The 20949-nt window shown below is 42.6% G+C and carries 24 protein-coding genes and 1 pseudogene; 12 read left to right on the plus strand and 13 right to left on the minus strand.

Annotated features, from left to right (window positions below; all coding sequences use genetic code 11):
* Nucleotides 1-15: 15 nt before the first annotated feature.
* The 8 genes from EFE42_RS01205 to EFE42_RS10440 form a co-directional block, all read right to left on the minus strand.
* Nucleotides 16-306 (minus strand): hypothetical protein, encoded by a 291-nt coding sequence (locus EFE42_RS01205; RefSeq protein ID WP_123135513.1) that lies wholly within the window; start codon nucleotides 304-306, stop codon nucleotides 16-18.
* Nucleotides 290-547: a hypothetical protein gene (locus tag EFE42_RS01210; protein WP_148039235.1), complete on the minus strand. Its 258-nt coding sequence runs from the start codon at nucleotides 545-547 to the stop codon at nucleotides 290-292. The genes EFE42_RS01205 and EFE42_RS01210 overlap by 17 nt, the downstream gene beginning before the upstream one ends.
* A 792-nt stretch (nucleotides 548-1339) precedes the next feature.
* Nucleotides 1340-2305, minus strand: a complete 966-nt coding sequence (locus EFE42_RS01215; RefSeq protein ID WP_123135515.1) for a site-specific DNA-methyltransferase — start codon at nucleotides 2303-2305, stop codon at nucleotides 1340-1342.
* 17 nt (nucleotides 2306-2322) lie between these two features.
* The gene (locus tag EFE42_RS10435; RefSeq protein WP_158599159.1) at nucleotides 2323-2472 is read right to left on the minus strand and encodes a hypothetical protein; all 150 of its coding nucleotides are present in this window, start codon (nucleotides 2470-2472) and stop codon (nucleotides 2323-2325) included.
* Between the two features lie 22 nt (nucleotides 2473-2494).
* Nucleotides 2495-2740 carry a hypothetical protein gene (locus EFE42_RS01220; RefSeq protein ID WP_123135516.1) on the minus strand — a complete coding sequence of 82 codons (246 nt, stop codon included), beginning with the start codon at nucleotides 2738-2740 and terminating at the stop codon, nucleotides 2495-2497.
* 523 nt (nucleotides 2741-3263) lie between these two features.
* The gene (locus EFE42_RS01225; RefSeq protein ID WP_158599160.1) at nucleotides 3264-4622 is read right to left on the minus strand and encodes an HTH domain-containing protein; all 1359 of its coding nucleotides are present in this window, start codon (nucleotides 4620-4622) and stop codon (nucleotides 3264-3266) included.
* Nucleotides 4623-4713: 91 nt separating this feature from the next.
* Nucleotides 4714-4899: a hypothetical protein gene (locus EFE42_RS01230; RefSeq protein ID WP_123135518.1), complete on the minus strand. Its 186-nt coding sequence runs from the start codon at nucleotides 4897-4899 to the stop codon at nucleotides 4714-4716.
* Between the two features lies 1 nt (nucleotide 4900).
* Nucleotides 4901-5074, minus strand: coding sequence for a hypothetical protein (locus EFE42_RS10440; protein ID WP_158599161.1), 174 nt, complete (start codon nucleotides 5072-5074; stop codon nucleotides 4901-4903).
* 417 nt (nucleotides 5075-5491) lie between these two features.
* Between EFE42_RS10440 and EFE42_RS01235 the strand changes: the two genes are divergently transcribed.
* From EFE42_RS01235 to EFE42_RS01270, 8 genes and pseudogenes are all read left to right on the plus strand, one after another.
* Complete coding sequence (locus EFE42_RS01235; RefSeq protein ID WP_199724063.1) at nucleotides 5492-6154, plus strand: hypothetical protein; 663 nt, start codon at nucleotides 5492-5494, stop codon at nucleotides 6152-6154.
* Nucleotides 6155-6521: 367 nt separating this feature from the next.
* A complete protein-coding gene (locus EFE42_RS01240) occupies nucleotides 6522-6848 on the plus strand; it encodes a hypothetical protein (RefSeq protein WP_148039236.1) in 327 nt (108 codons plus the stop codon).
* A gap of 269 nt (nucleotides 6849-7117) precedes the next feature.
* On the plus strand, nucleotides 7118-8737 hold the full coding sequence (gene thsA / locus EFE42_RS01245) for a thermosome subunit alpha (RefSeq protein ID WP_123135520.1): 1620 nt from the start codon (nucleotides 7118-7120) through the stop codon (nucleotides 8735-8737).
* 87 nt (nucleotides 8738-8824) lie between these two features.
* A complete protein-coding gene (locus EFE42_RS01250; protein WP_123135521.1) occupies nucleotides 8825-9373 on the plus strand; it encodes a biotin transporter BioY in 549 nt (182 codons plus the stop codon).
* Entirely contained in the window at nucleotides 9370-10194 is an 825-nt protein-coding gene (locus EFE42_RS01255; protein WP_123135522.1) for an ATP-binding cassette domain-containing protein, read from the plus strand. The genes EFE42_RS01250 and EFE42_RS01255 overlap by 4 nt, the downstream gene beginning before the upstream one ends.
* A gap of 38 nt (nucleotides 10195-10232) precedes the next feature.
* A pseudogene (locus EFE42_RS01260) lies at nucleotides 10233-10976 on the plus strand (ATP-binding cassette domain-containing protein); the annotation flags it as partial.
* The gene (locus tag EFE42_RS01265) at nucleotides 10973-11770 is read left to right on the plus strand and encodes an energy-coupling factor transporter transmembrane protein EcfT (protein ID WP_158599162.1); all 798 of its coding nucleotides are present in this window, start codon (nucleotides 10973-10975) and stop codon (nucleotides 11768-11770) included. The pseudogene EFE42_RS01260 and the gene EFE42_RS01265, both read left to right, overlap by 4 nt.
* Nucleotides 11771-12209: 439 nt before the next feature.
* A complete protein-coding gene (locus EFE42_RS01270; RefSeq protein WP_123135525.1) occupies nucleotides 12210-14141 on the plus strand; it encodes a hydantoinase/oxoprolinase family protein in 1932 nt (643 codons plus the stop codon).
* A gap of 222 nt (nucleotides 14142-14363) precedes the next feature.
* Here EFE42_RS01270 and EFE42_RS10595 read toward each other — a convergent pair whose 3' ends face one another.
* Nucleotides 14364-14531: a hypothetical protein gene (locus EFE42_RS10595; RefSeq protein ID WP_169818154.1), complete on the minus strand. Its 168-nt coding sequence runs from the start codon at nucleotides 14529-14531 to the stop codon at nucleotides 14364-14366.
* Between the two features lie 139 nt (nucleotides 14532-14670).
* On the opposite strand from EFE42_RS10595, the gene EFE42_RS01275 reads away from it, so the two are divergent.
* Nucleotides 14671-15816, plus strand: coding sequence for a class II fructose-bisphosphate aldolase (locus EFE42_RS01275; RefSeq protein ID WP_123135526.1), 1146 nt, complete (start codon nucleotides 14671-14673; stop codon nucleotides 15814-15816).
* A gap of 6 nt (nucleotides 15817-15822) precedes the next feature.
* Here the strand turns inward: EFE42_RS01275 and EFE42_RS01280 are convergent, their stop codons facing one another.
* Together EFE42_RS01280 and EFE42_RS01285 are read right to left on the minus strand one after the other, a co-directional pair.
* Nucleotides 15823-16188: a DsrE family protein gene (locus tag EFE42_RS01280; protein WP_123135527.1), complete on the minus strand. Its 366-nt coding sequence runs from the start codon at nucleotides 16186-16188 to the stop codon at nucleotides 15823-15825.
* Nucleotides 16189-16197: 9 nt separating this feature from the next.
* Entirely contained in the window at nucleotides 16198-16509 is a 312-nt protein-coding gene (locus tag EFE42_RS01285) for a DUF167 domain-containing protein (protein ID WP_123135528.1), read from the minus strand.
* 279 nt (nucleotides 16510-16788) lie between these two features.
* On the opposite strand from EFE42_RS01285, the gene npdG reads away from it, so the two are divergent.
* The gene (gene npdG, locus EFE42_RS01290; RefSeq protein ID WP_123135529.1) at nucleotides 16789-17526 is read left to right on the plus strand and encodes an NADPH-dependent F420 reductase; all 738 of its coding nucleotides are present in this window, start codon (nucleotides 16789-16791) and stop codon (nucleotides 17524-17526) included.
* Nucleotides 17527-17595: 69 nt separating this feature from the next.
* Here the strand turns inward: npdG and EFE42_RS01295 are convergent, their stop codons facing one another.
* Nucleotides 17596-19188 (minus strand): glutamate synthase-related protein, encoded by a 1593-nt coding sequence (locus EFE42_RS01295; RefSeq protein WP_123135530.1) that lies wholly within the window; start codon nucleotides 19186-19188, stop codon nucleotides 17596-17598.
* A gap of 219 nt (nucleotides 19189-19407) precedes the next feature.
* Here EFE42_RS01295 and EFE42_RS01300 point away from each other — a divergent pair, with 219 nt between their 5' ends.
* Nucleotides 19408-19800 (plus strand): DUF2178 domain-containing protein, encoded by a 393-nt coding sequence (locus EFE42_RS01300; RefSeq protein WP_123135531.1) that lies wholly within the window; start codon nucleotides 19408-19410, stop codon nucleotides 19798-19800.
* 18 nt (nucleotides 19801-19818) lie between these two features.
* On the plus strand, nucleotides 19819-20013 hold the full coding sequence (locus EFE42_RS01305) for a helix-turn-helix transcriptional regulator (protein ID WP_123135532.1): 195 nt from the start codon (nucleotides 19819-19821) through the stop codon (nucleotides 20011-20013).
* Nucleotides 20014-20087: 74 nt separating this feature from the next.
* Here the strand turns inward: EFE42_RS01305 and EFE42_RS01310 are convergent, their stop codons facing one another.
* Nucleotides 20088-20915 (minus strand): 4Fe-4S binding protein, encoded by an 828-nt coding sequence (locus tag EFE42_RS01310; protein WP_158599163.1) that lies wholly within the window; start codon nucleotides 20913-20915, stop codon nucleotides 20088-20090.
* Nucleotides 20916-20949: the final 34 nt, after the last annotated feature.

Genomic DNA, 20949 nt, shown 5'->3' on the forward strand with positions numbered 1-20949 from the left:
CCCTTTTAACCTTATTTATTTCCTGAATCTCATCATACTGAGGAGATTATCGAACAATCCAGTAACGAAGGTAATTACTGCTACTGAAATGACTACACCAGCAACCGCTATAATAAGGGTTACTATATCGGGCATGAGGCCTGCTGCATCGGTAATTATTGGCCCGATGTCTGCAAGAGAACTGTTAGTCTCTGTTGCTGCTGCCGGAGATACCATAAGAGCACCACCGGAAACTGCCATAGCAGCCCTGCCTTTGTAGTTAGAGGCTTTTGCCTTTACCTGCTCCATCTTAGTTTTGATCTGCATTCACTTCACCGCCTGATGTAAGAGAGATCACATCAGGAAGGAATTTTTCGAGAGCCAGCAAGTCGTCAGGGAACACAGTGAAGTTTTCCCAGCGATCAGCCTTTTTATTGAATTTAGACAACTGTACCCAGCGAAGGGTAGAGCCATCATCACGCTGCTTTTCTGTAACCGATACACTCATGGAGGGGAGTCTAATGCGATCTCCCACCTGCCTTAGTCCGTAACTATTGAACTCACTCATATTAATCAATGAAAACTAGAATAGAGTGATATATAAACATTACAAATTTTCTATAATTGTTACTATAATTATTGTATAAAAAATGGCTACTTTTGTTGAGGAGTGGATTAAATGGATGTAAAGTATGTCTTTCAGACACATTTTACTACGCTTGGCCGTAGCCTGCGGGGCAGGTAACGGCGTACTTTCCCTGATACATGGAATTAGTGTGTTGACTGACTTAGGGTTTGCAGAGAAACGGTCAGCCGGTCAGACCGCAAGGGCCTGCTGCGGCTTCCCTTGTGTAATAATGACGGGAATGCCTTAGGGGGAGATCTTATTTCGCTGTCGCGAGTTACTCATTGAGATGTTCTTCCATGTATGGCCTGCCTGCCTGGAGAGATCCCAGAGTAGATCTACCCCGTTACCTCATTTTCAACTGGAATTTTTGATTTTTATTTGCCAAAAGTTATTTTTTGTGTGTGCCAACTGTGGCACAGAGGCCTTAATCGTGTATCTAAGGATACGCAAAATCAAAAGCCAGTGGCCGCGCGCAGCGCGGCAAATGCCGGGTACCTGGGATTGTGGAATTATACGTATTAGAGAAATCGCTATCGGCTAATCTGTAGAGTGATTTAGAAAGAGATTTTTTCACCACACCGGACACCTTTGTGATGGAGTGGAAATAGTGCAGGGTTTACTGTCCGACTTTGCAGTTGTCCCTGACAATTCTGTCATGGAGAAATAGCAATCCTGCAAAACAGAGAAGCCAAATAAATAAAATAGTGTTGGACAATATAGAATTGTCCTTATTTAGGGGGTTGCTGTCACGAATTTTGTTAATTCTGGTGTTTTTGTCATCGCCCTTTCCTGTATGAGTGGTTCATATTCAGGATTAAGTTCAAAAATGATACAGTTACGTTCGTTCTTCCTGCAAAATTCGGCAGTAGTTCCAGATCCACCAAATGGATCTAAAACAGTACCACCTACAGGACAACCAGCAAGAATTGGCCTTTTTACAATATCCAATGGATATACTGCGAAGTGTGCCTTACTGTACGGTTTTGTGTTGATACTCCATACATCCCCTGGGTTCTTGCCCTTTGGATTACATACTGCTTTCATCGGGCCATTTGTCTTGTATGTTCCACCTTCTCCTCTGTATGATCCTTGCTGTTGATCCACATTTTGAGATATTCTTTTCATCGAATTTTCTTTATGTGGTTCTCGGATTGCGTCTAAATCATAATAATACTTTTGAGATTTAGTAAAATGGTATATGATCTCATAAGTTTTGGTTAATCTGTCTGTTACTGATTCCGGCATAGGGTTAGGTTTGTGCCAGATTATTTTATTTCTCAATATCCAGCCCGCTTGGATCATCTGCCATGCGAACCTTTCAGGAATCATACACAAAGATTTTGAAGGGAACTCCAGAACATCCCTTGGTGGTGTTTTAGTGGCGTCTCTTGATGGTCTGTTCTTATTATATTCAGGGTTTCCCTGCACTTTAGTTCCTGCGGATTGGGATCCATTATAATAAGTATCTCCTAAGTTTACAAAACAGTTGCCTGTTTCCTTTAATTTGGTTTGAATATTTGAAAATAGATTAATCAGATTGCTTAAATATTCATCAGGGGTGGTTTCTGATCCTATCTGGTCGTCATGTCCATAATCACGAAGTCCCCAGTATGGAGGGGAAGTCATAACACAATCCATGCTATCATCCTCAAGGTTGTGCACAAGTTCCCTCGAATCTCCTATTTGTATATCAATCATGTCTTAGCCCCTGTCCTTTATTTGTCGGAATCGAGCAACATAATGTCATGCTCTACTGGTTTAGTATATCCACAGAATATCGTGTCGAATGCCTCAGCGAGTGCCTCGTTATTTCCATACGCCTCGACTTGCACTTTGTATATTACCGTTACCTCAAAATTTGCCATGTTTCATCTCTCCGGTTGTCCTTTATTTGTCGGAATCGGAATCATTTAAGGAATCTGTTTTTAGTTCCCTGAGCCTACTAGCAATTATTTCTAATTGTAAGCAGATGAATAGGATCATTGCCATTGCTAAGTGTCCTGTATTGACATAATCAATATAAGGATCAAATATGTAGTCGTAGAATGCTGAAATGAAATATACAGCCATCATGATATAGAGTGCCATTGCCCCTAGATCATTGAAGAAATCTACTATACTGTATTTGCTCATCGGTTGCCTCCGTTGAATAATTCATCATATGATTTATCGACAGAACTCCAAGAGAAGATAAACAGACCATTATAGTATGTTACGTCTGTTAATTCGCGAGTAAACATCTCTCCTGTGTCTGGGTTTTCAATGGCTATTGAATCATGATAAGTAGCCATCTAGGTATTGATCTCTGAATAAGACAATCTACGAACTGTATTTGATTTTTTACCGGACTGTTCCTTTTCAAAGAATGGACTTTTTAATTTAAAATGCAATGTTGAGCCTATTATTTCCATTTGTTTGATCTCCTTTTTGCTAGAAATCCTGCTACTGTTCCAATAGTGATGTAAAGAGCCGCAGGGATTAATCCCCACAGCACGTTATTAGGATCGTATTCTATCATGGTATCATCAGAAATAATGAGGATACAATCATAAGCGATACCAAGCAGTACATTGCTACTATTACTATTGTTTTATTTTGACTATACATCCATACTCGACTCCCTAAGGTGTGTGTGCCATTTCTTCATAGCATAGGCTCAGCGAATGCGATCCCACTTCATGTTTTGTGGATTGGAAAAGACATGCACCGGCCTTCTTATGCCTAATTTTGCCAGGTCTCTTTTGATTTCCCTAGCCTCTTTATTTGACTCAACTATGATAGGATCAGTATTCGAGGGTTTGGCCTCACTCATTGGTTTGAGGTTTTTTGCCCTGTTCCTGTATTCCTGAATCTCATTTGAGTCTATGAAATAATGACCATAGATATGTCTAATTTTAAGTTTGAGGACATTCATTATTTTTGTAATAGGTTCTTTGATGGCCTCGCAGATTTTACGTTTTTTAAAGAAGATGAACGTCTTATCCTTCCTCTGTCTGTCTAATAATCCCTGATCCCTGAGAGCAGAGATGTACCGCCAGAGGGTACGCTCACTTATGTCTAGATTGTCTCGCAATTCCTCGAAGGAAGCATAGCCATCTCTACGAGCACAGAGATAAGCGAGTATTTGCAGAGCAGAAAATGGATTTTCCTCGCTAGCCTGTGAGAGGATAGATGATCCCTGGGGATCAGGAATTTTAGCCCAATTCCATTTGGGCAAACGATAACGATATTCGTATTTTTTAGTAGGATCAAAGTAATTGTCCGGCACGTAATCGAGATCAGGGCCAAGACAATGCAATAATGAGTATAGAGTATTGTCGCAATCGGCTTTTAGCCTGAAATATTCCAATGCTTTTACGTTTTTATTGTCAGATATATATACTTCCAGTTTGGGATGATAGAGAGGATCGGAAGAATCTCTATCGAGGAAGTTTTTTATCCTGTATGTTTTTACTTTATAATTATATTTTGGGTGTATGCCTGCCGCTTCCCAACGAGGATTGCCGAGAATGAGCATCTCGCATTTGCCTGCTACTCTATTTTTGTGCAGGTAGGAGTCACCTGACATATCGCTTTCGTATTCGAGTACGGAGAGCATTGAGGCCATGTCTGCCTCATGATCGTCATGATAGCGGACATGTCGGGCAAATTGGTAGATTGTTGATTTGTCGAGATCGTATGTGCCTGCAAATCTAGCAGCATCTATTTCTGTGAAGATCGCATCGAGCATGTTCAGGTAATCATCCTGTTCAAAGTATGATCCCTGTACCTGTATTGATGTACCAGAGAATGGGTGATCTACTATTTTGCCGGATTTTGTTTTGGTACCTCTCCCATACCTAGGCCTTATAGAGAAATGGCATTTTGAGGCTTTATCTGCTGATTTCCAGTCAAAATGATATTCAAAAGAGGACTTGTTGTTTTTTGGATTAATGAGACCGCCTGCTGTACTCCATACTTTCCATGTTTTGCCTGCTGCTTCCAGAGTTACATGGCTAAGATCGTCATGATCCATGTACCAATTTATGACTGTGTGGTACAAATTAAGATCGAGGATAGAATAGTAAGCCCCGAATTCATGGGTTACCGGAAGGGGAAAGACTGGATTAGTCATATGCAGGCCGGATTATGCCGTAGTCCCCTTCATCGTCCTGTCCGAGATCAAATCGGACACATTTAGCACGAAGTTCCCCGGAGAGATCGGTTATTCCAATTGCCGTGAGAAGTTCAACCGGGAGGGTTACCATCTTGGACCCTCCGGTATCCTTCAAGCGATATTTTGCTTTGGCCATGTTATGCCTCCGAAAACTCCGATAACGATTTTTCAGGCCGGGGATCATACGGAGAGGCATGATCCGTTTTGTCAAGACCACGTTCAATGCGGAGACGTGCCCTGTGTTTCAGGGATTCCTCTCTGACATTGGACCATCCTGATAATTCGAGGCCTGTATCCACAATATCATTCATAGGACAGCCCCGGGGTTAGAAGCGGAGATTGGTCCCGGTTGAAGGTCCTATGTGGCAAGATGGCGAATTGTTAATGCCGTGCGCCTAGTCCAAGTGGTGCCATGCTCGCAATCCCAATCTATGAGTTCCTTGTTTTGCCCATAGATCTCTGCCGATTGTATGGAGGCCTCACACATGAGAAGATACCTCCGGCCAATTTCCAATAGAGGCACGATTCTTTAGAGGAGAGTTTAACTAAAGAGCCGTGTGGCCGGAAGGTAACCTATTCAGTAATCGATTCAGAAAAGTCTTTGCTGTGGTCTCTATTGCTGTTTTCATTTAATTCACAACCTTGGTCTAAATTCCGGTGGTCTAGTCCGGAATTATAACTATCACTATGAAAGAAATTATATATATAGGTTATTGAAGTTTTTGTTTATGGACTTTAGAAAAGAAGTAATGATTGCATTAATATTAACATTAAGTGGTTTCATCGTTTCTCCAGTATTAGGGTTTTTTATTTTTGTTGGCTTTGTTTTTATAGAATTTATACTCTATAAAAATAAGATAAATCCAGATTATAATACTCAGGATACAAATAATAAATGTTTATATAGCCACCCAGAAAAAAACACAAACAGAAACAAACAGAATCAATCTGTCAATAAAGGCAACCTCTTTGAAAAATATGTGGTAGATAGGCTTGATCCTGAATACTTCAGTATTGTTGAATGGACTACAGATGTATCAAGGAAACATAGCAGAACTGTTGAATCGGATATGAATCCTGATTTGGTAGTTAGATTTAAACCGTCTAATGAAATGTTTGCTATTGAATGTAAATATAGGTCCCATCTTCACAATAATAAATTAGAATGGTCAAACGATGGGCAGAGAGCCAGATACTTGCAATTTTCATTAGAAAGAAATATGCCAGTTTTCATAGTTATTGGGCTTGGTGGTTATCCAGAACATCCTGATAATATATTTTGTATCCCATTAGAACAAGCCAAATATTCCGGCTTGTACCCGTCTCTTTTTGGAAAATATTATCATGATCCATCTAAAGACTTTTTCTGGAATGGATCGGAACTCAGATGAACATATATATAGGCAACCAACATAAATATACATGTGGAGTGCGGTCTCGGGGATTGGTCTCCTCGAAGGCTTTCATTTAGCCTACAACCTCCGCACTCCGCACACTCTTAAAGCCGAAAGGTTTTAAGAGAGTTGCATGCGAGGTGAAAGTAATCGGAAACCTTGCACTCTGATAATAGTGTCCAGTCGGGACGTACATTGTACTTGCTTGAGGCACTTTTTCCGTGTGGAGTTAATTAAACCCCTCATGGTGGTGCCTCTTATGAGTATCTGTTTTTCATGCTGTCATATCTACTAATATTCTAGTCGATATTTTTATTATTCTATTTTTCCTACTTTCCCTTATGGCAATAAATTGGTGTTGGTTTTGTTATTAGTTCTCACTGTATCGCTTGCAGGTTGTGTGAATCAGGAGACTCCTGTGGAAGAAACAGATGAGGATATCCTGAAGGAAAGCAAGGATCTTGCAGAGGCATATGTTCTCAACCATGAGGACTATATGCGGTATAATGTCACAGAACCGGTTTTTCTGGTGTCTGAAAAACTGGACTGCTCAAATTGCTGGTCGTTTACCTATGAGTTCGATCTTATTTCTGCAAAATACCCTGATGTTATCGATACTGCCACAATTACCGTAACTGTACAAAATCTCGAGGTTGTGGAAACAGTATATTCACAGGGAATGAAGGACTGAAGCCTGGATAATCCCGGGAAGTATCTCAGAATACCTGTACTATTGGTTGTAGGCATATCAGGACTTCTCCTCTACCTTTACCCCTTCTTATTTATAGGATATTAGTTAATACTGTACCGGTCTCCTGTATATTTTCGCTATCTTTTTCTCACTCGATCAAGCAACATTTATATAGAAGTTCAATCATCTAGAACGAACAGGTTGAGAGTACATAGTGCTCTTTTCGTGATGCAATTTACTGGATCATAATTATATAAGGAGGTCAAAGTTTGGCAGGACAGCCGATATACATTTTAGCAGACGGAAGTCAGGTAACAAGGGGCAGAGATGCCCAGAGCAACAATATTCTGGCAGGCAAGGCAGTTGCCAACGCAGTCCGTACTACCCTTGGTCCCAAGGGTATGGACAAAATGCTTGTGGATTCAATGGGTGATGTGGTAATCACCAATGATGGTGCAACCATTCTCAAGGAAATGGACATTGAACACCCCACAGCCAAAATGATCGTTGAGGTGGCCAAGACCCAGGAAGACGAAGTCGGAGACGGTACAACCACAGCAGCTGTACTGGCAGGCGAATTCCTTTCCAAAGCAGAGGAACTTCTCAAGAAAGGTGTACACCCCACAATTATTGCAACAGGTTACAGGCAGGCATCCAAAAAGGCGGTTGAAATCGTAAAAGGTGCAAGTATAGATATTTCCCGTGATGATACTGAAGCCCTCAAAAAAGTGGCAAAAACCGCAATCACCGGTAAAGGTGCCGAATCCCACAAGGAAATGCTTGCAGAGCTTACCGTTGAAGCCGTATCTCTCATAGGAGAAGAAACGGACGATGGCTATGTTGCAGATGTAAGTGACATCAAGATAGAAAAACAGGCTGGCGAAAGTGTCGGTGAATCCAAACTTGTAAAAGGCCTTGTTCTGGATAAAGCCCGCACACATCCCAACATGCCCGATAAGATCGAGGATGCAAAGATCCTTGTCCTCAGTATCCCGGTTGAATTCAAAAAGACCGAGATGGATGCCGAGATAAAGATATCTTCCCCGGATCAGATGCAGATGTTTTTGGACCAGGAAGAAAGGATGGTCAAGCAAATGACCGACAAGATTCTGAACTCCGGTGCAAATGTTGTATTCTGCCAGAAGGGAATCGATGACCTTGCACAATATTACCTCGAAAAGGCTGGCGTATATGCCGCCAAGAGGCTCAAAAAGAGCGATCTGGATCGTATTTGTGAAGCTACCGGTGCAACCAATATTCAGGATATCGATGAAATCACTGCCGATGACCTGGGTTCTGCAGATCTTGTGGAAGAACGTGATATAAAAGGCAACAAGATGACCTATATCACAGGATGCAGGGAAAAGAAAGCTGTTTCAATAATCCTTCATGGGGGTACCCAGCACGTTGTAGATTCTCTCCAGCATGCAGTTGACGATGCTCTTCACGTAGTCGCTGTGGCTCTGGAAGACGGCAAAGTCGTCGTAGGTGGCGGATCTCCGGAAGTAGAACTCTCCATGCGTCTTGGTGAATATGCATCTTCCCTGAGCGGCAGGGAACAGCTTGCAGTTGCCAAATTTGCAGAAGCGTTTGAAGTAATTCCTGAGACACTTGCTGAAAATTCAGGTTATGACCCAATAAACAAACTTGTTGAACTGCGTTCTAAACATGAAGAAGGCAACAAGAGAATGGGGCTTAATGTATATAACGGTGAAATTGTTGACATGTGGGAAAACGATGTAATCGAACCCCTACGTGCCAAGACACAGGCAATTGACGCCGGTACCGAAGCTGCTGTCATGGTTTTGCGTATTGATGATGTTGTTTCCGGATCCTCAAACTCCGGCCAGGCAGCACCTGAAATGCCTGATATGGACATGGATATGTAAGATAAGGTGGGTTCTACCACCTTCTATTTTTTAATGTGATTTATTTTCGGGGTAAAATTTAAAAGCATTGTTAACCACTTATGTGACATGGTTAACAACAATCATCTATCAGATTCCCCTGTCCGGAAAATGGTCTATGCTGCCCTATTTGCTTCAATGACTGCGGTAGGTGCTTACATAAGTATTCCTGTGGGAATGGTGCCTGTTACCCTGCAGACATTATTTGTAATTCTTGCAGGAGCGGTGTTGGGTGCTCGGTGGGGCATGCTGAGTATGTTCATCTATGTTTTGCTCGGGGTTGTAGGGTTGCCTGTATTTTCAGGGGGCAGTTCCGGATTAGGTGTGCTGGTTGGTCCCACAGGGGGCTATATCATAGGTTTTATTCTGGCGGCTCTTGTAATTGGTTATCTCTTTGAAAATTTCCAGAGCAAATCAATTGCCGGTATGGTTGCCATATTCCTTGTCGGTATGCTTGCTATCTACATTCCCGGCTACTTACAGTTGATGTATGTGGCATCCCTGGGGGTGCAGGAAACATTTGCATTAGGCGTTGCTCCCTTTATTCTTGGAGCTGTCATCAAGATTGCAGCGGCGACCATTATTTATCGCTATCTTAAGACGGAATCTTTGGTATGATAGAGATTAAGGATTTAAGTTTTGGTTTCAAGGAAAATCAACGTGTGCTTGACAGCATTAATGTGTCTATTGACAGCGGTGAGTTCGTTGCTGTAGTGGGTGGTAACGGTAGTGGTAAGTCCACCTTTGTAAGGCATCTGAATGGTTTACTGCTGCCGGATGAAGGCATGGTGAAAGTGTGGAATATGGACACACGCACGATCTCCAATCTAACTGCTATACGCAAGAAAATTGGTATGGTTTTCCAGAACCCTCTCACCCAGTTCGTAGGTGCCACTGTAGAGGAAGATGTGGCTTTTGGTCTTGAAAACCTGGCCTGCCCTTCGTCATTAATCCGCAACAAAACGGATTATTCACTTGCAGAGCTGGGGATATCCCATCTGGCCGGCAAATCTCCTTTGCAACTAAGTGGAGGACAGATGCAACTTGCAGCCCTTGCAGGTGTCCTTGTCATGGAGCCTGAATGTGTGATATTTGACGAAGTAACATCCATGCTGGATTCTTTCTCAAAACAACAGGTGCTTGCAACAATCACAAGACTTCATGAAAAGGGCAAGACGATAATAATGGTCACCCACAACCTGGAGGAAGTGCATCTGGCAGGAAGGGTTATAGCTTTTGAAAAGGGGAGAATTGTTTATGATGGCAAATCCTCTTTGTTTTTTGATTCCCCTGCTGTGTCAAACCCCGGTATTTCAATTCCTCCTCTAACTGAACTTGCCCTGTGGCTGCGGGAGAATGGTCTGAAAGGTATTGATGTATCAAATCCCGACATGGGGAGATTGGAGGAATATATCTGGCAATTGAAGTCAAGAATTTGAATTTTTCATACGGGCAAAATTTAGTTTTACAAAATGTATCCATGCACATAAAGCCCGGTGAAATTGTGGGATTGACGGGGCCTGTAGGGGCAGGCAAATCAACCGTATTGCGCCTGCTTGTGGGTCTGCTCGAACCCGACAAAGGCACTGTGAAAATCGATGGTTGTTCATCCAATGCTAAAAGATTCAGGGAAATGGTAGGTGTACTGTTTCAGCATTCCTCCAGACAACTCTTTGAAAAAACGGTTTATGATGACATCGCTTTTGGTCCTTCTAATTTTGGTTTTGATAGAAGGGACATTGAAAGTCAGGTCCAAAAGGCAGTAGATATAGTGGGTCTGGATGAATCTCTCCTTGAAGTATCTCCTTTTGGGATTAGTGGAGGGGAGCAGAAATTGGTGGCTTTGGCAGGAATAATTGCCCAGTTTCCCCGATACATGGTGCTCGATGAACCTTTTGCAGGACTTGATACAAGAGGAAAAACCCGCCTTTTTCATATTATACAGACTTTGCAGAATAAGGGAATGGGAATTATCGTGATTTCCCATCACCTTGATAAACTGCTTGAAGTAGCTCCGCGAATAATTTACCTGCGAGATGGAATAATTTGTTTTGATGGTCAAAGGCAGCAGTACCTTTTGGATAATAGTCTACCTCTACCGCTTATAACCGCTTTGATGAAGAGGCTGCATGCAAGGGGTTTACCAGTGTACCCGGATACATTTACGGTAGAAAGTGCAATCAAGCAATTGGCAAAATTTAGAAATCGGAGATGTGGATGATGCCTGATTATTTTTTGAGTTTTGTCCCTGGAGATTCCTTTTTGCACAAACTTGATCCACGCACAAAACTGATAGCTACGATGCTGATCAGCATTTTGATCTTCAGGTTGCATATTACAGGCCTGGTCCTGCTATTTGCATTATTCATGGCTTTATACTATCTTTCGTCTGTGCGGATTGCACTGCTGCGAAACCTCCGTCCAGTTGCTCCTTTCTTAATCTTAATTTTTATATTCCAGTTATTCCTGGTACCCGGGAATAGTTTTATGGATTTGTATGGTTTTTCTGCTACATCAGCAGGCTTTTTTGAGGGTTTGAGGATTGTAGGGCGTTTTGTTCTTTTAATACAATTTGCTTCCCTCCTGACGGCTACGACTTCTCCTGCTCACATGACGGCGGGAATTGAAAGGCTCCTTCGTCCTCTGCCCGGTAAGGTCTTAGGGGTGACTTCTTTTGAAATTGCCACCATGATGTCCCTATCCATCCATCTGGTTCCTGTTTTGAACAGGTTCCTGAAAGAAGTGTATCAGGCACAGCTGTGCAGGGGTCTGGGACGACAAAAGAAGCTTTCAGGATTGGTCTCACTGGCGATACCTTTGCTCAGGGGGGCCTTCAGGATGATGGATGATATAGCTATGGGAATGGAAAGCAGGTGCTATCAGGGCAACTACAGGACATCCCTTTTTGAATTAAAAATGAATAAAAACGACTGGCTAGTCCTTATGCTGGTTTTTGTATTGTTGCTTGGCTTCTGGAATTTGAATATCACTCTTTTGCCCTCTTATCAGATATAATGCGGGCAATTCTTTCCTTAAATTCATTTACAACAATATCTGCATCATCCATATCTGGTTTCTTTTCTGTCCAGTGATTGGATTTAAGTGGAATTGGTATGATTTTTTCCTTTTCTTTTTCGGAAACAGGTGATTTTTCCCACTAAAAATCCTCTTTTTTATTCATGCCCCGCCCCTCACTTTGTTAAATGGTTTGCAGTTTTATCTATATATAAACAAAGATTTATACATTTTGGCAGATTATTTCTTTTTTTAAATATTTGGATGCCTTTCTATACATCCTGTTCATCTTTTCGTTATCAGAAGCCGTTATTTAGAATGTTCACAGCGATAGGTTAATGCGGTATCTTTATGTAGCCGTGAATTTATGGAACCTTTTATAACTCAATTTGGCCGATTTGTACATGAAAAGTTGCTAACATATTGGAGGTGTTCCGGCATGGTATACAGTTTGGGAATAGATGCTGGAGGAACTTATACTGATTCTGTTCTTCTGGATGATAACGCTAATAGTATTCTTGATTCAAATAAAGCACTTACAACATATCCCGATCCCCTGAATGGGATAAAAAACTCCATTGATGGTCTCGACCAGGAAAAACTCAAGAAAGTAAAGATTGTTTCCGTATCAACAACTCTTTCGACAAACACGATTCTTGAAGGTACGGGTTTCCCGGTTGGCTTGTTTTTGATCGGAAATTATGATCTCAAGGAAAAACTTCCGACTCCACATTACGTAAAAGTTGCCGGTGGTCATACCTATAATGGCGGGGAGAAAGAACCTCTGGATGAGGAAGCGGTCAGGGATTTTGCAGTGAAAATAAAGGACAAGGTTGCAGCGTTTGCAATCTCTTCCTTCTTCAGTATCCGTAACCCGGACCATGAAATCCGGGCCAAGCAAATTATCCGTGAAGCTACCGGTCTTCCTGTGGTATGCGCACACGAGCTTTCTCAGGACCTGGGTGCCTTTGAAAGAGCAACGACTGCTTTTTTCAATGCTCAGCTGTTGCCCATTACAGAAAGATTCATGTCCACGGTGGAGAAGGATGTAACTGCCAGGGGAATCAGTCCGAAGATATTCATGCTCAAATGCGATGGCTCTGTCATCGGTATCAAAAGTGCACTGGAAAAGCCGATTGAATCTATTTTCTCGGGACCTGCGGGAAGTCTTGTAGGAGCTTCCTTTTTGACAGGAAATGATTCATGTGCTGTTATTGACGTGGGAGGTACAAGTACCGATATATCCGTTATAAAAGACGGCGTTCCTGAAATGAGTGAGATGGGGGCGGTTGTCGGTGGATGGAAGACCCGTGTTAAGGCCATTAAGATGGAAACCTCAGCAATGGGTGGTGACAGTCATATATGGGTAAAGGACGGTAAGTTGAATGTCGGACCCCGACGTGTAATTCCCCTTTGCAGGGCAGCGGATCTCTATCCCGATTTCCTGGAACTTCTCAAGGTCAATCCCATGCCAACCAAAACTTTGATCGGCATGAATTTCCAGCCCACTACTTTCTTTACACGTACCGAATATGAAGCCATGGGTCTTAATGACCTGGAGCAGGAATTGCTTGATTCCATCTCCAGTAGTCCGACTTCTCTGCGGGAGTTACGCAGCCGCATGGGCCGCTATCCCTCAACCCGGATTCTGGACAGCCTTATTCAGAAAAGGCTTGTGCAGTGTATTGGCTTTACTCCCACGGATGCTCTGCATGTACTGGGGGATTACACCGCCCGCAATGTGGAGGCAGCTGAGGTAGGTGCTGAATACCTGGGTTCATTGTGTAAAAGAACCGGTGAAGAATTTGCCAGGTATGTCAAGGAAACTTTTGCCAAGAATATGGCCTCAGACCTGATTTCCTTTTTCCTGGAAGGCATTCCAAGGGAAGTGATTCGTAAAATATTCGATATAGCTTGTCCTACTAAATTTAAGGTTGATATTCCGGTTGTTCTTATAGGTGGGCCCGTGGTTGCTTATAAGGATATACTTGGAAGTATCCTGGATGCCGAGATTATTGTACCCGAATACTCGGATGTCGGTAATGCCACAGGAGCCCTTGCAGCCAAAGGTGTAAGGAGGGTTGATTTCCTTATAAGACCTGCTTCCATGGCAGCCCCTGACTGGGAATATTACGTATTTTCTGAAAAAGGGCGACAGAGTTTCTATGAATATAAAGATGCTATAAAATACGCCAAAGAAACAGGACAGTCCATGATCATGCAATACATGGAAGACGCCGGTTTGGATCCGGATCATGTGGAAATTGACGTCAAAAAGGATGAGATTGTGCCGGAAGGCTGGAATTTCCCAATGGAAACCAAAATCAGGATTATGGGGGTCGGCACCCGCCTGATAGACGAAGAGGCCTGAAAAGGTCTCTCTTTTTTCTTCTTCAGAAGGTTGATATATTATTGGGTACTACCCTTTTAGCGGGGGTATAGCTATGCATTTTTGCAAGGATAAAAACGAAAAATTGGACAGGGAATGTTTTTTGCTCGCAATTCTTGTTTTGATTGTTATCTTTCTTTTCGGATTTGCAATATATAAGCTGGTGATCCAGCCTATGGTCGGTGGCTTCTGAGAGGTACACTCTCACTGATTCATTTTCTCCCTTTCCAGGTTCAATACCCTGCGGATTACCAGTTTTTTCTTTCCCAGGCCGGCATCGGGGTTTTCCGGGTAGTTCTCCTTTACATATTCATAGAGTTCGGCAGACGTCATTTTTTCAAGTTTGTCCTTGAGTTTAAGTAATTCTTCCATCTTTCTTCTCCTGTCGTTTTTTGTGAGAAATTCTAGTTTTTGTATTTATTCCTTATGGTGTTTGCATTCCCGGACAGAAATCATTATGAATTGCAAGTTACATGTAGGTATCATATAAACAGTATGAGGTTTAAAACCTATGAGTGAATCCAAATTCGAACCGTTGCCAAGTTCCTATTTATTTAACAGTTTGCTGGATAAAGATACCATAATCCTCGCTGCAAATCCGCGTATCTCTCTTGTTATGCGTGGAATTATGAAAGCAGCCAAAGATGCAGATGCTCCGCTGATAGTAGAACTCGCCCGTTCTGAATCCGATCTGGACGGTGGCTATTCAGGTATGACCCCGGCTGAATTTTCAAAAAGATGCAAAAAAACCGCCAATGAAGTTGGTCTGGATGTATGGTCTCTGCATGCCGACCATATCGGGATCAAGAAAGGCACTCCTGAGGATATTGAATCCACAAGGCAACTTGTAAGTGGGCAGATTGATGCGGGATATACCTCTTTTGCAATTGATGCTTCCCATCTTTTCAATTTCCAGGGTGGCAACCTCCGGGAAGAACTCTCCCGGAATATTGATGCAACTACAGAGATTGCCCATCATATTCAGGATAAAATGGATGGTCGTAAGTACGGGCTTGAAGTTGAGGTTGGTGAAATAGGCCGAGAGGATGAAAACGGCAGGGTTCTTACCAAACCTGAAGAAGCAGTAACCTTCATCAAAGCGCTTAATGAAAACGGTGTATATCCACATGTGATCGCAATCGCAAACGGTAGTGCCCATGGGAACACTTATGACACAAATGGAAATCTCATCCAGCAGGTTTCAGTTGATATAGAGCAGACGATTGCGGTTGCTGATGCCCTGAAAGAGAATGGTTCAAGTGTCAGGATCGCCCAGCACGGGATTACAGGTACGCCCAGGGAACTTATTTACGAGCATTTCCCTCACGGGGATATACTGAAGGGCAATGTTGCCACATTTTTCCAGAATATTGTATGGGAAGTGTTCAGGATATATGAACCTGAGCTTTTCAGTGACATCCGGAAATGGACTATTGAGAATTTCCGCAGTAAAGCTCCTGAAAAGAGTGATAATGAGATTTTCGGTAAATTCAGTAAGTATGCAGTAAGACAGTTCTTTGACCGCATAGATGCTGTTGATGAGAATACAAGGCGTGCCATTGATGCCAAAGTCTATGCTGAGACCCTTATGTTCCTCGGGGCTTTCAAGGCTGAAGGTACTGCCCAGCAGGCCAGGGATTATATCAAATCCCTGTAATCTTTTTTAAAGCGTAATAATAAGTTGTTGCTTCTGGCTAAATTCCAGAATGGTATCAGCAATAGCTTCAGGTTCGACCATCTCGATGCCCGATATCATTTCTTCATATTTGAGCCCTACAAGTGAAGAACCCAGTTTGCAACACATAATGTTCACACCCAGATTCATACATTCATCGACTTTCTGGTCGTATTCCAGCGCTCCTGCTTTATCCTTCTTGGCAAGCATTACTCCCATTGGGCCAAAAAGGACTATATTTACATTTAGGCCCTGTTCACTGTAGTGCTTTGCAAATCTAAGGGTCTCCAGTGGGCCGGTACTTTCGTAAATCATGCTTTTGAGCAGGATCAGGACATTTGTAACTTTGTGCATATTATCTTCTCACATGTATTGTTCCAGAACATCTTCTGCTGCTTTTGGGCCCACATTTTCAAGATGTACGGATTTTTTGGTAGTTTTTGCACCGGATACAATAGTTACTGAGGAGCTGTTTATTTGGAATATATGACTGAGCTCTTGTATAAACTGGTCGTTGGCTTTTCCTTTTTGTGCGGGTTCGGTTAATTTGCCCTCAACCCTTTTGCGCCAGATATTGTAACCTGAAGGAACTACCAGTTTGCTGGAGCCGGGATTAATTTCAAAATCAATTATACAACCATTCCCCTTTGTGTGTATGGCATCCCGTATTGGCATATTATTCCATCAATTATATTTTGTGGAGAACGATGCTGTATCCCGACGCACTAACTCCAGGATATCATCCTATGGAATATCCGCTGTCCATCCCGGTTACCCTCGTGACAGGCGTAATGTCACATCGCTTCCTTTTTGTAGCGTACTGAGGTTGTCTGTACACTCATCGAATGGCTTGTGCCATGTTCTTGTGCAAGGACCTTACAATACGCAAATAGGAATACCGGGATTCTCCGTTATATATCTGACGTCTGACAACCAATAGTTATAAACGTTATTATGAGAGATGAAAGGTTCATGAAAATAGCGATACTGGGCGGCACGGGACATATCGGCAAAGGTTTTGCTCTGCGATGGGGCGATCTTCACGATATTATCATTGGCTCAAGAAATGCAGAAAGAGCGTCTTCAGCGGCAAAAGAGTACAGGAGTATGCTGGAAGGTCTTGGAAAGCAAGGCTCCTTTGAAGGTGTAGATAATAAAACCGCTGCGCAAATGGCCGATGTCGTATTGCTTGCAATAAAGTATCGTCATGTTTCATCAGTTATTGAAACTATTACTCCTGTACTTAAGGACCAGATTGTGGTTTCTGTGGTTGTTCCTATGGAAAAGGACAGCTGTTACATCATTCCCGATGCAAAACATATGGAAGTTGATGTAAGGGATTCTGCATACAATGCGGAATATTTCTGTTATACACAACCTGCCGGTGGCAGTGCCGCCGAGGAAATTGCACAACTCCTTCCCCAACATATTCGACTGGTATCGGGTTTTCACAATGTTCCTGCCAAACATCTTGAAGATCTCTCTCTTGCGCTGGATTATGATCTTGCTGTCTGTGGGAATGATATGGCTTCAAAAGAGGTTGTCTGCAAACTTACAGATGATATACCAAACTTGCGACCATTGGATGCAGGTCCCTTAAAGGCCTCTTCCATGATCGAATCTCTCACTCCTCTGCTGATAAATATAGCAGCCAGGAACAATATGGATGATGTGGGAGTAAAATTCATTTAAAGCTGGCAGCATGCAAAGCTGCTCTCTTATATATATTTAAAAAAGGAAGTGAAATAAGGGTATTTACCCTTATTCGTCCAGAATCTGTTCTGCTACGTCCCTGTAGGCATTCATGACATAATCGATGCCAGAGACTTCTGCGGCTTCTTCTGTAAGAGCCATCACGTCTTTGCGGGATAGTGTGTTGATGTTAAATCTACGTGAACCGGCCATGAGCTGCTGCAGACCGACCTTGAGTTTTTCTCCATAGGAGTAGATACCCATTGCACCGAGCGGGATGTCCTTAACATCTTCACCATAGCGTTCTTCCAGGTCTTCGTAGTGGACAAAGATCTCTTCAGGGCGGTGGCCGAATTCGGAGACGGTCTTTGGCAGGTTATCTTCGTCGAGCCATTTGCCGACGTTCTTACCGACCATACCTGGTATCATGAGACCACGGCCCATGCATACTGCCTTGAAGTATGGGGAGCCCATTGCAAGTGCTTTGTAGATACCATCTTCACTGGAGAATCCACCAGCCATTGCGAGATCGGGTACTCTTTCACCTTTGTTGTTGAGTTTTTCTGCGAACTCATATACAAGGGACTGGAGGTAGAATGTCGGGATACCCCATTCTTCCATCATTGGCCAGGGGCTCATACCTGTACCACCTGGTGCACCATCGAAGGTGAGCAGATCGATCTTTGCTTCGGAGGAGTATTTGAGTGCCATTGCGGCTTCAACCATGGAGTATGCACCGGTCTTTAAGGTGATACGGTCATAGCCGATGGACCTGAGGCGGTCAACTTCTTCGAGGAAGCCTTCCTTGTCAACAAAACCAACTCTTGAGTGGCGTTCGAATTCCCTGATTGCACCGACCTTGAAAGCTTCCTGGACAGCTGCATTTTCGGGATCCGGGGTTACGATGTAGCCACGCCTCTTGAGTTCTAGGGCACGGTCAAGATCACGGACCTTGATTTCTCCACCTATACATTTGGCACCCTGTCCCCATTTGAGTTCAAGGGTGTCCATTTCGTGTTTGCTGGAGATGTATTCTGCAACACCGAGTTTGGTGTCTTCTACGTTCATCTGGACGAGCATTTCACCGTAGCCTTCATGGAACTTGTTGTAGACTGCGATCCTTCTGTCCATTTCCGGGGATTCAGTGACCAGACCATTGTTGTCACGCTTGAGTTCCGGGTCGACTCCACACACGTTTTCACCACATACCAGGGTGATTCCGGTGATTGCTGCACCGACTGCGAATTCGTCCCAGTTCTTCCTTGCAACATCAGTGGAACCGAGAGCACCGGTGAAGGCGGGGATTTTCATTTTTACTTTCTTGTCCCATCCGTATTCGGTTTCGGTGTCTACGTTGGGGAACCTTGCGGTCTCGGGACTGGCTTCCATTCCCTCCGGGAGACCAACTGCACCGACTGCATATCCCTGAATGTTGAGATGGGAATAGTCTACAGGATATTCCTTGTCTGCTCCGGCAGTTACTTCGCCGAAAGGTCCTGGATAAAGGACTTCACGTCCTCTGAATGATGATTTGAATATTTCACAGTTACCACGGCATCCGTCTACACAGCGTGTGCAGATTCCGGACATCGGGGCAACACTTTTGGACCTGTTGAAGGTCCTTGTTGCTTCATTTGCATTTGGTTGTCTAAGATTGCCCATCTTTAATTACTCCTTAATGTATGAATGTGACTTTTGTCACTAATAACTAATCGTTTACCGTATCGGTTATATTTATAGTTTGCTCATTGATAGGCGGTTTGACTATATGGTTGATCAGAGTAATGTGTTCAAATCATACATGACAATATGTAGCAATAACATGTCTTTATGAAAAGTTATATATACAAAATGTATAGTATACATTACACGGAGAAGTAAATGCAAGTCAAAGAAACAGGTATGTTAATTGTTGGATTCATATTGTTCCTGATAGGTTTAGGTTTTCACGTTTTTGAGCCCGACTGGATCATAAATCCGAGCGGGGCAGATGGAGCCTTCATAGGTGCGGGGGTTGTATTATTCCTGGCCACCCTTCGTGGAATCCGACTCAAAAACAAGGGAACCGTAGTTGAAGATGAAAGAATCTTTCATATTGCTGAGAAAGCCAGCCATAAAACCCTGTCCATACTCATTATACTTGAGGGTACATTGATGGTATTTCTTGGTGTTACAGCATTCGATATCCAGGCATATCCAATTGTGTCTCTCTTGTTTGCTCTAACAACGTTGTCATATGTGGGATTTTACCACTGGTACAAAAGACAAATGTAATTTTAGGATGGATGTTGAATGAAGAATACCCTAAAGGTCTGGAGAGCAAAGAAGGATATTACTCAGGAACACCTTGCCAGGGAAATGGAGGTGACCAGGCAAACCATCAATGCCATAGAACGCGGCAAATACGATCCAAGTATAAAATTGGCGTTCAGGATGGCTAAATTCTTCGAATGTTCAATTGAAGACATTTTTCTTTACGAAGAATGATGTTAATATCATTTTATTAACATTATACATTTTTTATATTTTTCTATTTACTTAACATGCCATTAAGTCCCATGTCACTGATTTTTTTTTGGTATGCCATTTTCACATGGGACTTTAACCTGACATTTGCCACATCCATTGCCTGGTCCATATTTAATCTCAAATTCATCATGAAATTTAGAGCAACGTGTATAGTCTTTGCCTTCAAAAGTGATCGCTTTTACGGGGCAAATATTGATACAGGCTCCACACATGGAACAATTATCGTAAATTCCCTGATAGTCTCTTTTTGTAGGCTCATGTTCCATGTTTGTGATAAGACTTGTAAAAGCCCCTGTTACTCCTTTCTTCGTGATCAGGGTTTTCGATAAACCAAAGGTACCCAATCCGGTAACATAAGCTACGTGTCTCTGTGACCAATTACTGCCATAGTCACTGTTCGTAAGTGGTCTATTGATATCAAGCCAGGTGCCTATTATCTCTTCATAATGGTCATCGATACCTGGAGCAATGCACAAATATCCCTGTTGTGTAAGAATCTCTTTAATGTGTTGGGAAAGTTTATCGATAGCGTTTTTTCCTTCACGCCTAACATGAAGCCATTCTTTTGATGGCTCTCTCATATTTCGACTATTGCCTTTTTTCACCTGTTTTGAATATGGGACAAATATCGATATGACAGTCTTAGCATCTTCCATCCACTCCCGGGGTGGAATAAAACGACCGTGTGTTATCTTCTCGTCGGTTTTGAATTTTTCAAATAACTCATCGTTTGCACTGGCATATCCAATAATAGGTTTATCAAATAATTCCAGTCTGACTACCGATTCATCTGCGGCCTCTTCTTTAGATACATGGTTTATTTTTGGATCCAGAATAAAATCTTCTACGATTTTTTCCAAGGTTATCCCAATCTCTCCTGTATAATCTCTCATA

Origin of the sequence: Methanohalophilus sp. RSK, from assembly GCF_003722075.1 — an archaeon.
Classification (GTDB): Archaea; Halobacteriota; Methanosarcinia; order Methanosarcinales; family Methanosarcinaceae; genus Methanohalophilus.

Excerpts from the sequence above, each read along its gene's own strand:
- EFE42_RS01205 (WP_123135513.1), bottom strand. The coding sequence starts at position 306 with ATGCAGATCAAAACTAAGATGGAGCAGGTAAAGGCAAAAGCCTCTAAC.
- EFE42_RS01210 (WP_148039235.1), bottom strand. The coding sequence starts at position 547 with ATGAGTGAGTTCAATAGTTACGGACTAAGGCAGGTGGGAGATCGCATT.
- EFE42_RS01215 (WP_123135515.1), bottom strand. The coding sequence starts at position 2,305 with ATGATTGATATACAAATAGGAGATTCGAGGGAACTTGTGCACAACCTT.
- EFE42_RS10435 (WP_158599159.1), bottom strand. The coding sequence starts at position 2,472 with ATGGCAAATTTTGAGGTAACGGTAATATACAAAGTGCAAGTCGAGGCG.
- EFE42_RS01220 (WP_123135516.1), bottom strand. The coding sequence starts at position 2,740 with ATGAGCAAATACAGTATAGTAGATTTCTTCAATGATCTAGGGGCAATG.
- EFE42_RS01225 (WP_158599160.1), bottom strand. The coding sequence starts at position 4,622 with ATGGATCATGACGATCTTAGCCATGTAACTCTGGAAGCAGCAGGCAAA.
- EFE42_RS01230 (WP_123135518.1), bottom strand. The coding sequence starts at position 4,899 with ATGGCCAAAGCAAAATATCGCTTGAAGGATACCGGAGGGTCCAAGATG.
- EFE42_RS10440 (WP_158599161.1), bottom strand. The coding sequence starts at position 5,074 with ATGAATGATATTGTGGATACAGGCCTCGAATTATCAGGATGGTCCAAT.
- EFE42_RS01235 (WP_199724063.1), top strand. The coding sequence starts at position 5,492 with ATGGACTTTAGAAAAGAAGTAATGATTGCATTAATATTAACATTAAGT.
- EFE42_RS01250 (WP_123135521.1), top strand. The coding sequence starts at position 8,825 with ATGGTTAACAACAATCATCTATCAGATTCCCCTGTCCGGAAAATGGTC.
- EFE42_RS01255 (WP_123135522.1), top strand. The coding sequence starts at position 9,370 with ATGATAGAGATTAAGGATTTAAGTTTTGGTTTCAAGGAAAATCAACGT.
- EFE42_RS01265 (WP_158599162.1), top strand. The coding sequence starts at position 10,973 with ATGATGCCTGATTATTTTTTGAGTTTTGTCCCTGGAGATTCCTTTTTG.
- EFE42_RS01270 (WP_123135525.1), top strand. The coding sequence starts at position 12,210 with ATGGTATACAGTTTGGGAATAGATGCTGGAGGAACTTATACTGATTCT.
- EFE42_RS10595 (WP_169818154.1), bottom strand. The coding sequence starts at position 14,531 with ATGGAAGAATTACTTAAACTCAAGGACAAACTTGAAAAAATGACGTCT.
- EFE42_RS01275 (WP_123135526.1), top strand. The coding sequence starts at position 14,671 with ATGAGTGAATCCAAATTCGAACCGTTGCCAAGTTCCTATTTATTTAAC.
- EFE42_RS01280 (WP_123135527.1), bottom strand. The coding sequence starts at position 16,188 with ATGCACAAAGTTACAAATGTCCTGATCCTGCTCAAAAGCATGATTTAC.
- EFE42_RS01285 (WP_123135528.1), bottom strand. The coding sequence starts at position 16,509 with ATGCCAATACGGGATGCCATACACACAAAGGGGAATGGTTGTATAATT.
- npdG (WP_123135529.1), top strand. The coding sequence starts at position 16,789 with ATGAGAGATGAAAGGTTCATGAAAATAGCGATACTGGGCGGCACGGGA.
- EFE42_RS01295 (WP_123135530.1), bottom strand. The coding sequence starts at position 19,188 with ATGGGCAATCTTAGACAACCAAATGCAAATGAAGCAACAAGGACCTTC.
- EFE42_RS01300 (WP_123135531.1), top strand. The coding sequence starts at position 19,408 with ATGCAAGTCAAAGAAACAGGTATGTTAATTGTTGGATTCATATTGTTC.
- EFE42_RS01305 (WP_123135532.1), top strand. The coding sequence starts at position 19,819 with ATGAAGAATACCCTAAAGGTCTGGAGAGCAAAGAAGGATATTACTCAG.